At 72.0% G+C, this 11,753-nt stretch carries 9 protein-coding genes; 7 read left to right on the plus strand and 2 right to left on the minus strand.

The window, feature by feature from the left end; translation table 11 throughout:
* Positions 1–54: 54 nt before the first annotated feature.
* Complete coding sequence (locus tag IH68_RS0144620) at positions 55–1,077, minus strand: Gfo/Idh/MocA family oxidoreductase (protein ID WP_030948295.1); 1,023 nt, start codon at positions 1,075–1,077, stop codon at positions 55–57.
* Between the two features lie 81 nt (positions 1,078–1,158).
* On the opposite strand from IH68_RS0144620, the gene IH68_RS0144625 reads away from it, so the two are divergent.
* The 6 genes from IH68_RS0144625 (at position 1,159) to IH68_RS0144650 (ending at position 9,809) form a co-directional block, all read left to right on the plus strand.
* Entirely contained in the window at positions 1,159–1,944 is a 786-nt protein-coding gene (locus tag IH68_RS0144625) for a GntR family transcriptional regulator (RefSeq protein ID WP_199931998.1), read from the plus strand.
* Between the two features lie 217 nt (positions 1,945–2,161).
* On the plus strand, positions 2,162–3,310 hold the full coding sequence (locus IH68_RS0144630; protein WP_030948301.1) for an ROK family glucokinase: 1,149 nt from the start codon (positions 2,162–2,164) through the stop codon (positions 3,308–3,310).
* Entirely contained in the window at positions 3,307–3,888 is a 582-nt protein-coding gene (locus tag IH68_RS0144635; protein WP_030948304.1) for a hypothetical protein, read from the plus strand. Before IH68_RS0144630 ends, IH68_RS0144635 begins: the two co-directional genes overlap by 4 nt.
* 101 nt (positions 3,889–3,989) lie before the next feature.
* A complete protein-coding gene (locus tag IH68_RS0144640) occupies positions 3,990–6,827 on the plus strand; it encodes a DEAD/DEAH box helicase (RefSeq protein ID WP_030948306.1) in 2,838 nt (945 codons plus the stop codon).
* Positions 6,824–8,932 carry an SWIM zinc finger family protein gene (locus tag IH68_RS54485; protein ID WP_030948309.1) on the plus strand — a complete coding sequence of 703 codons (2,109 nt, stop codon included), beginning with the start codon at positions 6,824–6,826 and terminating at the stop codon, positions 8,930–8,932. The genes IH68_RS0144640 and IH68_RS54485 overlap by 4 nt, the downstream gene beginning before the upstream one ends.
* A gap of 82 nt (positions 8,933–9,014) precedes the next feature.
* Complete coding sequence (locus IH68_RS0144650) at positions 9,015–9,809, plus strand: DeoR/GlpR family DNA-binding transcription regulator (RefSeq protein ID WP_051834047.1); 795 nt, start codon at positions 9,015–9,017, stop codon at positions 9,807–9,809.
* A gap of 12 nt (positions 9,810–9,821) precedes the next feature.
* On the opposite strand, the gene IH68_RS0144655 is transcribed toward IH68_RS0144650, so the two are convergent.
* On the minus strand, positions 9,822–11,030 hold the full coding sequence (locus tag IH68_RS0144655; RefSeq protein WP_234341796.1) for a hypothetical protein: 1,209 nt from the start codon (positions 11,028–11,030) through the stop codon (positions 9,822–9,824).
* Between the two features lie 269 nt (positions 11,031–11,299).
* On the opposite strand from IH68_RS0144655, the gene IH68_RS0144660 reads away from it, so the two are divergent.
* Positions 11,300–11,686: an LPXTG cell wall anchor domain-containing protein gene (locus tag IH68_RS0144660; protein ID WP_107057642.1), complete on the plus strand. Its 387-nt coding sequence runs from the start codon at positions 11,300–11,302 to the stop codon at positions 11,684–11,686.
* Positions 11,687–11,753 lie beyond the last annotated feature (67 nt).

An 11,753-nucleotide genomic window follows, 5' to 3' on the forward strand; every position in this document is an offset into this window, starting at 1 on the left:
GGGGCAGCCTGCCGGTGCGTTGGTGGCCGGGCTATGGCCAACGGTTGCGGGGGCTCACCGGAAGGCGGTCTCGGCCCGGCCCGGGATCTCCGCGAGCGCCACCTGTCTGCGTTCCCGTCGGGAGACCTCGCAGGCCTCGGCGATCCGCAGCGCCTGCAGGGCCTCGCGGCCGTCGCAGGGGTTCGCCCGCTGCCCCAGGACGACCTCGACGAACGCGGCCAGCTCGGCCTCGTAGGCAGGCCCGAAGCGCTCCAGGAAGCCGGACCACGGCTTGTCCGCGGCGGGCGGCCCGGTCGGCTCCGTGGACGCGATCGGCGTACGGTCGTCCAGGCCGACGACGATCTGGTCGAGCTCCCCGGCCAGCTCCATGCGGACGTCGTAGCCGGCGCCGTTCAGCCGCGTCGCCGTGGCCGTGGCGAGGGTGCCGTCGTCGAGCGTGAGCAGCGCGGCACCTGTGTCCACGTCACCCGCCTCCCGGAACATCGGCGGTCCCGCGTCGGACCCGGCCGCGTACACCTCGACGACCTCGTGCCCCGTCACCCAGCGCAGCGCGTCGAAGTCGTGGATCAGCGCGTCCCGGTACAGCCCGCCGGACAGCCGCAGCCACCCGGGCGCGGGAGGAACCTGGTCGGACGTCACCGCCCGTACGGTGTGCAGCCGCCCGAGCCGGCCCGCGAGCACCGCGTCGCGCGCACCCGCGTAGCCCGCGTCGAAGCGGCGCTGGAAGCCCATCTGCAGAATCGTCCCGGCTGCCTCGACCTCGCCGATGGCATGCAGTGTGCCGGGCAGATCCAGCGCAATGGGCTTCTCGCAGAACACCGGGAGCCCCGAACGTGCTGCCCGACCGATCAGTTCGGCGTGGGCCGACGTCGCCGTCGTGATCACCACGGCGTCCACGCCCCACCTGAAGATCTCGTCCACCCCCGGCGCCGCCGTCTCCCCGAGGCGGAGGGCGAGCTCCTGGGCCCGCGCCGGATCCACATCCGTGAGGATCAGCGATCCGACCTCGCGGTTGCGGCTGAGCGTGTTCGCATGAATGGTGCCGATGCGGCCTGTACCGATGACCCCGATGCGCATGAAAACAAAGTGAGGGTTCAGTGCGCACGCTGTCAATGCATATGTCCGGACAATCGAACTACACAACTTCCCGTCAACAACATGTGGAGCTACGCTCGGCCCGTGCCGAAACCAGAAGTGGACCCGACCGCGTCGCTCGAGCTCAGGGTGGACCGGAGCTCTCCCGTGCCGCTGTACTTCCAGCTGTCCCAGCAGCTCGAAGCGGCGATCGAGCACGGAGCGCTCACCCCCGGCAGCCTGCTGGGCAACGAGATCGAGCTGGCCGCACGGCTCGGCCTGTCGCGGCCCACCGTCCGCCAGGCCATCCAGTCGCTCGTCGAGAAGGGTCTCCTGGTGCGCCGCCGCGGTGTGGGCACGCAGGTCGTGCACAGCCAGGTCAAGCGCCCCCTGGAGCTCTCCAGCCTCTACGACGACCTGGAGGCGGCCGGCCAGCGCCCCGCCACCAAGGTGCTCGTCAACACGGTCGTACCCGCGACCGCCGAGGTCGCCGCATCCCTCAACGTCGCCGAGGGCAGCGACGTCCACCGCGTGGAGCGCCTCCGGCTCGCCCACGGTGAGCCGATGGCGTACCTGTGCAACTTCATCCCGCCCGGCCTGCTCGACCTGGACACCGCGCAGCTGGAGGCCACCGGCCTCTACCGCATGATGCGTGCCGCCGGGATCACCTTGCACAGCGCCCGCCAGACGATCGGCGCCCGCGGCGCCAGCGCCGCCGAGGCCGAGCGCCTCGCCGAAGCCGAGGGCGCCCCGCTGCTCACCATGCAGCGCGTCACCTTCGACGACACGGGCCGCGCCGTCGAGTACGGCACCCACACCTACCGGCCGACGCGTTACTCGTTCGAGTTCCAGCTGCTCGTACGGTCCTGAAGATCTGCGTGGGCGGAGTCTGGTTCGTCGCAATGTCAGGACAATTAAGCGGCTGTTCTGCTCGCCTATGAGATGTGACACCGGGTGGATGCGCCCCGCAGGGCGCGCAGAACTGCGCGACCAGGCACAACCCACCCGCTTCCCGGCACACATCGCGTACCCCTCATTGCTCCCCCGCACAGCACCCTCACGCACGGTGAGGCAGAATCGGGCCTTGATGAGCACCTACGGCAACTTCACCGCCCCCATAGGCTCCCGCCGTGCCCCCGCGCTCCGTACGGTCGGCACGAGGGAGCGCCGGTCACACCTGACCGCACCCCGTGTGCCGACGGTCGGCATCGACATCGGCGGCACAAAAGTGATGGCGGGCGTCGTCGACGCCGACGGCAACATCCTGGAGAAGCTCCGCGCGGAGACCCCGGACAAGTCCAAGAGCCCCAAGGTCGTCGAGGACACCATCGTCGAACTCGTCCTGGACCTCTCCGACCGGCACGACGTGCACGCGGTGGGCATCGGCGCGGCCGGCTGGGTCGACGCCGACCGCAACCGCATCCTGTTCGCCCCCCACCTGTCCTGGCGCAACGAGCCCCTCAGGGACCGCCTCGCGGGCCGGCTCGCGGTACCGGTCCTGGTCGACAACGACGCGAACTCCGCCGCCTGGGCCGAGTGGCGCTTCGGCGCCGGCCGCGGCGAGGACCACCTCGTCATGATCACGCTGGGCACCGGTATCGGCGGCGCGATCCTGGAGGACGGCCAGGTCAAGCGCGGCAAGTACGGCGTCGCCGGTGAGTTCGGCCATATGCAGGTCGTGCCCGGCGGCCACCGCTGCCCGTGCGGCAACCGCGGCTGCTGGGAGCAGTACAGCTCCGGCAATGCACTGGTCCGCGAGGCCAAGGAGCTGGCCGCCGCCGACTCGCCGGTGGCGTACGGGATCATCGAGCACGTCAAGGGCAACATCGCCGACATCACCGGCCCGATGATCACCGAGCTGGCCCGCGAGGGCGACGCGATGTGCATCGAACTGCTGCAGGACATCGGGCAGTGGCTCGGCGTCGGCATCGCGAACCTGGCGGCCGCCCTGGACCCGTCCTGCTTCGTCATCGGCGGCGGCGTCTCGGCCGCAGACGACCTGCTGATCGGCCCCGCGCGGGACGCCTTCAAGCGTCAGCTCACCGGCCGCGGCTACCGCCCCGAGGCCCGTATCGCGCGCGCCCAGCTCGGCCCCGAGGCCGGCATGGTCGGCGCCGCCGACCTCGCCCGCCTGGTCGCCCGCCGCTTCCGCCGCGCCAATCGACGCAGGGTCGAGCGGCACGAGCGCTACGAGCGGTACCTGGAGACCCGCCGCTCCACCAGGGACTCCGCATGACCGCCTCGCTGCCGCGCCAGGCCCTGCCCCCGGACGAGCCGCCGAAGCCGGCCGAGGACCGCCGGCACAAGATCCGCCGCAGGGCGCTCACCCTGCTCATCATCGTGCTGCTCATCGGCGTCCCGGCCGGCTATCTGGTGATCTCCGCCAACCAGAGCCGCGACAGCGGCAAGGACAAGGAGGCCAAGTACGCGGCGACCGGCCTGACCAGGGGCTGGCCGTCGAAGGTGCAGCGCCGCCTCTACCAGGTGCCGATGCCGCACCCGTCGGGCAAGGTCGCCAGCTACGAGACGAACAACTGGAAGACCAGCCGCCTCTACGTCCAGTTCCAGACCCCGCTGCGCAACCTCGACGTCTTCCTCCACGACATGGGCGTCACCCGCGCCGACCTGAAGCGGGGCGACATCACCATCAGCGCGCGCGACCAGAAGATCACCGGCTGGGACTTCACCAGCCCGGGCCCCTGGTACGGCCTGGTCCACAAGCAGAAGTCACCCAAGCCCACCCAGTACGTCATGATGAGCCTGGGGAACAGGAACAACCCGTTCTTCTACGTCGTCTCCCGCACCGTTCCGTGACGGGGCGGGCCCCGGGACCGTCACCGGAGCCGATTGTCAGACCCCGCCCGTAGAGTCGAAGACGTCTGATCCGACACACGGGGCGGGAGGTGACAGGTCGTATGAGCGACACGGCTGCGGTGGCCGCGCGAGCGGGGGAGCGGGAGCAGGGCGCGGGGACCTCTGTGCCCGTCCGGCTCGCGGCCGTCTTCCTGCCCGCCCCGCTGCCGCGGGACGGCCGGATCGCCTTCTGGGACCCGGAGGGCGGCCCACTGACCGCCGGGGAGACCGAGCTCACGGTCGTACGACCGCACGGCGCGGGAGTACGGCGCAGGACCGCCCCCGCGCTCTCCATCCCGGTCGGCGAGGCACTGCCCCACCTCGTCCGCGCCCGGCGCGACCCGGCCGCCCACCCCGCCACCGCCTGCTGGGGCGCGGCCGCACTGCACGCGCTGCGGCTCATCGCGCGCGGCCGCCTGCTGCCCGGCCTGACGGCCGACGGCCACGACGCCTGGCGGGCCGGCCCCCTGGACCCGGACGACATCGCGCACATCCGGTCGGTCGCCGCGGCCCTGCCGTACGAGGGCCATGCGGTCCCGCTGCCCGGACCGGGCCCGCTGCGGCTGCCCGAGCCGGAGGCCCTGATGCGCTCCTTCCTGGACGCGGTCGCCGACACCCTGCCGCGCACCCCCGCCGCACCGCACGCCTCCGGCAGGCCCTTCGCCGACCGCCGCCCCCAGCGCCTGCCCGAGGCCCACGACTGGGCCGCCGAGGTCGCCGCCGGCATGGACGCGGGCGTACGCATCTCGCTCCGCCTCGACCTGTCGGCGTACGAGCTGTTCGACCGGGACGAGTCAGTGCGCACCGCGGGCGCGGCGATCGTCCAGGTGCACAGCCTCGCCGACCCCACGCTGATCGCCGACGCGGCGGCCCTGTGGGCGGGCGAGGCGGACGCCGCGTTCGGCCCCCGCGCACGCGTGGACGCGGCCCTCGCCGTGCGGCGCGCGGCCCGGATCTGGCCGCCGCTTGACCGGCTCTCCGAGCAGGACGTGCCCGACGTCCTGGCGCTGTACGACGAGGAGCTGGGCGAACTGCTCGGCGTGGCGGCGACCCGGCTCGCGGCCGCCGGAGTCGCCGTGCACTGGCCCCGGGACCTCGCCCAGGACCTGAGCGCGGCCGCGGTGGTACGGCCCGCGCCGGGCTCCGCGACCGACGGCACCGGCTTCTTCGAGAGCGAGGAACTCCTCCAGTTCCGCTGGCAGTTGGCGCTCGGCGGCGACCCGCTCAGCGAGGCCGAGATGGACGCCCTCGCCGAGGCCCACCGTCCGGTGGTGCGCCTGCGGGACCGCTGGATCCTGGTCGACCCCGCCCTGGTCCGCAAGGCCCGCAAGCGCGAACTGGGCCTGCTCGACCCGGTGGACGCGCTCTCGGTCGCGCTCAGCGGCAGCGCGGAGGTGGACGGCGAGACGGTCGAGGCGGTACCGGTCGGCGCCCTGGCGGCCCTGCGCGACCGTCTGACGGCAGGGGTGCGCCCAGCCGAACCGCCCCCGGGCCTGCGCGCCACCCTCCGCGACTACCAACTGAGGGGCCTGTCCTGGCTGGACCTGATGACTTCCCTCGGCCTGGGCGGCTGCCTCGCCGACGACATGGGGCTCGGCAAGACGATCACCCTCATCGCGCTGCACCTCAAGCGTGCCCGCAGCGAGCCGACCCTGGTCGTCTGCCCGGCCTCGCTGCTGGGCAACTGGCAGCGGGAGATCGCCCGGTTCGCACCCGGCGTCCCCGTCCGCCGCTTCCACGGCCCGGACCGCACCCTGGACGACCTGACCGACGGCTTCGTCCTGACCACCTACGGCACAATGCGCACGACGGCACCGCGACTGGCCGAGCAGCGGTGGGGCATGGTCGTCGCGGACGAGGCGCAGCACGTCAAGAACCCGTACTCGGCGACGGCGAAGGCCCTGCGCACCATCCCGTCCCCGGCGCGTGTGGCCCTCACCGGCACCCCCGTCGAGAACAACCTCTCCGAACTCTGGGCCCTGCTCGACTGGACGACACCCGGACTCCTCGGCCCCCTGAAATCCTTCCGGGCCCGGCACGCGCGCGCCGTGGAGAACGGCGAGGACGAGGAGGCGGTGACCCGCCTGGCCCGTCTGGTCCGTCCCTTCCTCCTGCGCCGCAAGAAGTCCGACCCCGGCATCGTCCCGGAGCTGCCGCCCAAGACGGAGACGGACCACCCGGTGCCGCTCACCCGCGAACAGGCCGCCCTCTACGAAGCGGTGGTGCGCGAGTCCATGCTGGCCATCGAGACCTCGGACGGCATCGCCCGCCGGGGCCTGGTGCTCAAGCTGCTCGGCGCGCTGAAGCAGATCTGCAACCACCCGGCGCTGTATCTCAAGGAGGAGGCCGCCCAGGGCGAACGGCTTCTCGCGCGTTCCGGCAAACTCGCCCTTCTGGACGAGCTGTTGGACACGCTGCTGGCGGAGGACGGTTCGGCACTCGTCTTCACCCAGTACGTGGGAATGGCCCGACTGATCACCGCGCACCTGGCCTCCCGGGCGGTCCCGGTGGACCTGCTCCACGGCGGCACGCCGGTCCCGGAGCGTGAACGGATGGTGGACCGCTTCCAGAGCGGCGCGACCCCCGTACTGGTGCTGTCGTTGAAGGCAGCAGGCACGGGCCTGAACCTCACCCGCGCGGGCCATGTCATCCACTTCGACCGCTGGTGGAACCCGGCGGTCGAGGAACAGGCCACCGACCGTGCCTATCGCATCGGCCAGACCCAGCCGGTCCAGGTGCACCGTCTCATCACCGAGGGCACGGTCGAGGACCGCATCGCCGAAATGCTGGAGTCCAAGCGGGCGTTGGCCGACGCCATCCTCGGCTCCGGCGAGTCGGCCCTCACCGAACTGACCGACCGCGAACTCACCGACCTGGTCACCCTCCGGAGGCCGACATGACCCCGGGCCCGGCCGACGAGGCCCGCCGGGCGCTGAGAGAGGCACGGGAGCACGGCACGGAGAACCGCGAGGGCGGCGCACCGGGGCAGGGGAGGGCCGCTGACGGGAAGCCGGTCGCGGAGAGCGGTGCGGGGGACGAGCCGATGCGGAAGCTGCATCAGCGACCCGAGCAAGTAGAGCCATCCGAGACGCCCGACCCCGGCGAGGCCCGACCCGCAGACGCCGCCCGCGCGGCACTGCGCCGCGCGATCTCGGCAAAGCGCGAAGCGGGCGGCACGGACCGGGCCACGGACGCCGGAACCTCTGGGGCGGCGTCGGGTGGCCCGGGCGGGGACGAATCGGGTGTGGCGTCCGGCGGGAAAGCGAACGCCGAGGGGGCTGCCCGGGCTGCGATCGCCGCGTTGCGCGCTGCGCGGGCGGAGTCGCGGCAGGCTCGGGTGGATGCCGAGCGTGCCGGAGCCGAGGCCCGGCGTCGGCCGCGGCGGGCGGCGGACGGGAGCCGCGGCGAGGCGTCCCGCCGGGCCGCCGGCGTCCAGGGACGGGATCTGGGGGAGTTGCTCGGCGACGCCTTCCGCATGCCTTCCTCAGCGGCCGGGCCGGGACAGAACCAGAACGACGATGACCCTGCACCGAAGAGGAGTTCGGGTTCCCGGACGTCTCCGTCCGTGTCCACACCCACGTCCGGCGAGGGCCCGCAGGCAGCCTGGTCCGCCGAACACCTCGCCGAAGTCCAGCGCCCCGGAACCGCCCACTCCGCCCCGATCCCCTCCTCCGGCGAATCCCCGACCGGCCCCACGGCCCTCCGTCCCCACTCCATGGCCGCCCCCGCCCGCGACAGCGAATTGCGCCGTACCTTCCCCGCATTCCCACCCCGCGCCTCCGGTTTCCCGGCCTCCGCGGCTTCCCCCGTCGACGCCCGCTTCGCGGAGACGTGGTGGGGAAATGCCTGGGTCAGGGCGTTGGAAGAGGGGGCGTTGGACGCCAAGCGGCTCGCGCGTGGCCGTAGTTACGCCCAGCAGGGCCATGTGGACGCCATCACGGTGACGCCCGGACTCGTGCTCGCGTATGTGCAGGGCAGCCGCCCGCGCCCGTACCGCGTGCAGGTGCGGCTGCGCACGCTGGACGACGCCGACTGGGCGCGGTTCCTGGACGCCGCCGCCGAGCGGCCCGGGCACATCGCGGCGCTGCTCGACAAGGAGCTCCCCCAGTCCCTCGTCGACTGCGGAGTGCCGTTGCTGCCGGGCCCGCGCGACCTCGACCCGCACTGCAGCTGCCCCGACCGCGGCCACCCCTGCAAACACGCCGCCGCCCTCTGCTACCAGACGGCACGCCTCCTCGACGCCGACCCCTTCGTACTCCTCCTGCTCCGCGGCCGCGGGGAACGCGAGCTGCTGGACGCCCTCTCCCGCCTGAGCGCCACGCGCGCGGCCCGCGCCGCCCAGGAGCAGGAACCGGCCCCGCTCCCCGGCATGCGCGCGACCGAAGCCCTCCTGCCCCGCCAACTACCGCCGCTCCCGGCCCCGTTGCCTGTCCCGCCGCACCCCGAGCAGCCCCCGGTCTACCCGGCGGCCCCGGGCGGCCCCGACCCCTTCGCGCTGGACCAACTGGCGACCGACGCAGCCGCCCGTGCCCACGCCCTGCTCAGCACGGGTCGTGACCCGGTGGCGGAGCTGACGCTGTGGCAGGACGCCGTCCGGCTCGCCGCCGCCCGTCCCGGCTCCGGCCTCACCGCCGGCACCCGCGCGCTCTACGCCTCGCTCGCCTCGGCCGCCGGCCGCACCACCGCCGAGCTGGCCCGAGCGGTCGCCGCCTGGCGGCAGGGCGGACTCGAAGGCCTCGCCGTCCTCGAGGAACCCTGGGACCCGCCCGCCGGACGCTTCGACCGCGCCCGCCCCCTCCTCCTCGCCGCCGACCTCCCCGCCTTCAGGCCCTGGCGCAACCACCTCACCCACCCCCGCGGCCACGTCCAGCTCCGCCTCGGCCGTGACGGCCTGTGGTACGCCTACGAGTCGGAGCCGGGCCACGACGACTGGTGGCCCCGCGGCACCCCGGACCTCGACCCGGTGGGCGCCCTCACCGGCCTGGGCACACCGAACGACCTCTGAGCGGAGGCGGCACGCGCAGTCGTTCAACTGCGGCCAGGAGTCAGCGGATTGCGCCGGCCGGCAGCGTGTAGTGTCCGGTTGCGTGCTGGCTGAACGACGACACCAACTCATCCTGCAGGTCCTGCGCTCCGGCGGCACCGCCTCGGTGACCGACCTCGCCGAACAGCTTGATGCCAGCGCGGCGACCATCCGCCGTGACCTGCTCAAGCTGGAGACGGACGGGCTGCTCACCCGGGTGCACGGCGGGGCGGTCGTCGAGGAGGACCAACCGGCGTTCAGCGAGGCCGCCGCGGTTCAGGTGGAGGAGAAGGACGCGATCGCCGCCCGTGCGGCAGCAATGATCGAGGACGGCCAGTCGGTCATTCTCGACAGCGGCACGACGGTCCACCGGCTGGCGCTTCAGCTGCGCGGGCGCCGCCTCACCGTGATCACCAACAACCTCGCGGTGTATGACGAGCTCAACGACGACGAGAACATCGACCTGATGTTGCTCGGCGGCATGGTCATCCGGGAATCACGCATGCTGGACGGCTTCATGGCCGAGGACAACCTCCGCCAGGTCCACGCCGACTGGCTGTTCATGGGCGCTTGCGGCCTCCGCCCCGGCGGCCAGGTCATGGACACCACCGTGGCCGAGGTGCCCGCCAGACGAGCCATGATCAACGCCGGCGACAAAGTGGTCCTGTTGGCAGACAGGAGCAAGTTCCCCGGAACCGGCATGGTGAAGATCTGCGGCCCGGAGGACCTGTATGCCCTCGTCACCGACGCATCGGAGGACGACGCGACGTGCATGGCCCTGCGTGAGGCCGGCGTGACCGTGATACCGACGGCTCAGGCCACAGCCGACACCTCACCCAGCGACTTGCACGGCCGGTGAACCGCTCTCCCGTCACAGCGGCCGATGGGACACGGTGAGCAGATAGGTGCCGTAGAAGAGGGAGACGACGGCGAGGGCGGTGAGCAGTATGACGAGGGTGCGCAGGCGGCTGCGCGCCAGATGCCGGGCGAGCGGGAGCAGCAGCGGGAAGGCGGGCAGCAGGAACCTCGGCTTGCTGGTGAAGAAGTGGGCGCCGCCGACGGCCATCACGATGAGGACCGCGCAGTAGGCGAGCAGGGGCAGGGGCATCCTGTTCAGGACGCAGAAGACGAACAGCAGCAGGAAGCCGAGCACGAGCGCGGCGGTCGCATAGACGACGAGGGTGTCGTGCCCGACGATCAGGTGCTTGAACATGCGGGCGGTGTAGCGGCCGAAGTCGAACCGTGAGCCCCACAGACTCTGCACGTGGAAGTAGCCGAGGGGGTCGTGTGTCCGAAGCCCCACCCAGCCTATGTAGCCCAGCCAGCCGAGGGGAGCCACTGCGGCGGCCGCCCAGGCGCGCGGCGCTGTCGGCGCACCGGCGCGGCGCAGCTGCCAGAGATGGATGACGGCGCCGGTGACGACGGCGGCCGCCACTGCGAGGCCGTTGGGACGGCTCAGCCCGGCCAGCACCGCCAGCGTCCCCGCGGTCAGCCAGCGGCGGGTCAGCACCGCGTAGAGCCCCCAGGCGGCGAAGGCGGTCATCAGGGGTTCGGTGTACGCCATCGTCAGGATGATCGCGTGCGGCAGCATCGCCCACAGCGCCACGAGGAGGAGCCCGACGCGTCGTCCGTGCAGCAGCTCGCCGACCGCGTACACGCCCCAGGCCGCCACCAGGGCGGCACTCCATGCGATGAGCAGCGCCACGTTGACCGGGCCGATCGGCAGCACCGTGTCCACTGCGCGGATCAGGCCGGGGAAAAGGGGGAAGAACGCCAGGTCGTTCCAGACGGCGTGACCCCCCTTGGAGTGGACGATCATGCCGTAGCCGTACTGGGAGATATGCCAGTACCAGCGGCCGTCCCATGCCAGGCCGCCCACGGTTCGCGGATGCCTGCCGAGGTGCATCGACCACAAGGTCGCCATGATCACCCCGGTCAGCCGCACGGAGAGGAACAACGTGAGTGCCGGCAGTGCCTTTCCCAACTCGACACGCCACGGCCGCTGCTGAGGCGGTGGATCGAGTCTCGGCGTGAACCGCCGTGTGAGCGCGTTGCTCGTCTTCATGGGGCTGTCGCCCATTTCGACCTCCTTCACTGCCCTGCTTGAGGGAGCGGCCGGAGGCCAGGTTCCATTGATGAGAAATCTCTTACTTCGTGAGAATCAGTGAAATTCTTCGTTAACACGGACGACAACCTTTGGGGCATCTCGCGCATCACATGTGCATGAAAGCCAAGCGCAGTTCGGCGGTCCGTCTGCGAAACCGTCGCCCCTGCCGACGCGGGCGTACGCGACGATCGAGGCTGAATGGCAGCTCAACGTGAGGAGTGTGAGGACTCCTCGTACGGCCAATGCCTGTTCCGGGTCGGCAACACCGGCACTACGTGTGCCCGGTGCCGTTCGGCGTCGCCGCCGGAAGGAGCCAGTTCTTCGAGCTGTGGGTGAAGACGGCCAAGGGGTACGACGGGGCCAAGGGCACGGCGACCGTGCGTCCCGGCCCGGCAGGCCTCGCCCTCCACGACCCGGACGCCTCCAACGACAAGGTCACCTTCACCTTCGGCACCTCGGCCACCCCGACTCATGCGGCACCGTCCGGCGGCATCCTGGCCGCCGCGGGCAGAGACCGCACGCCCCTCATCGCCACCGCGGCCGGCTCTGTCGCTCTGCTGGGCGGTGCGGCACTCGTCGTCCGTCGCCGCCGACGCTCCCCGACGCCCACGCGCCCACCCCTGTCGTAGACGGGCGGGGTTGGCCGAAATCAGCAAAGGATTCGGCCAACCCCGCCCGTTCCAAAAGGAGTTGTAC

The organism is Streptomyces sp. NRRL S-646, from assembly GCF_000720765.1.
Taxonomy (GTDB): domain Bacteria; phylum Actinomycetota; class Actinomycetes; order Streptomycetales; family Streptomycetaceae; genus Streptomyces.

Bases quoted from the DNA above. Each gene is read 5' to 3' on its own strand.
- IH68_RS0144620 (WP_030948295.1), bottom strand. From the start codon at position 1,077: ATGCGCATCGGGGTCATCGGTACAGGCCGCATCGGCACCATTCATGCG.
- IH68_RS0144625 (WP_199931998.1), top strand. From the start codon at position 1,159: ATGTGGAGCTACGCTCGGCCCGTGCCGAAACCAGAAGTGGACCCGACC.
- IH68_RS0144630 (WP_030948301.1), top strand. From the start codon at position 2,162: ATGAGCACCTACGGCAACTTCACCGCCCCCATAGGCTCCCGCCGTGCC.
- IH68_RS0144635 (WP_030948304.1), top strand. From the start codon at position 3,307: ATGACCGCCTCGCTGCCGCGCCAGGCCCTGCCCCCGGACGAGCCGCCG.
- IH68_RS0144640 (WP_030948306.1), top strand. From the start codon at position 3,990: ATGAGCGACACGGCTGCGGTGGCCGCGCGAGCGGGGGAGCGGGAGCAG.
- IH68_RS54485 (WP_030948309.1), top strand. From the start codon at position 6,824: ATGACCCCGGGCCCGGCCGACGAGGCCCGCCGGGCGCTGAGAGAGGCA.
- IH68_RS0144655 (WP_234341796.1), bottom strand. From the start codon at position 11,030: ATGGGCGACAGCCCCATGAAGACGAGCAACGCGCTCACACGGCGGTTC.
- IH68_RS0144660 (WP_107057642.1), top strand. From the start codon at position 11,300: ATGCCTGTTCCGGGTCGGCAACACCGGCACTACGTGTGCCCGGTGCCG.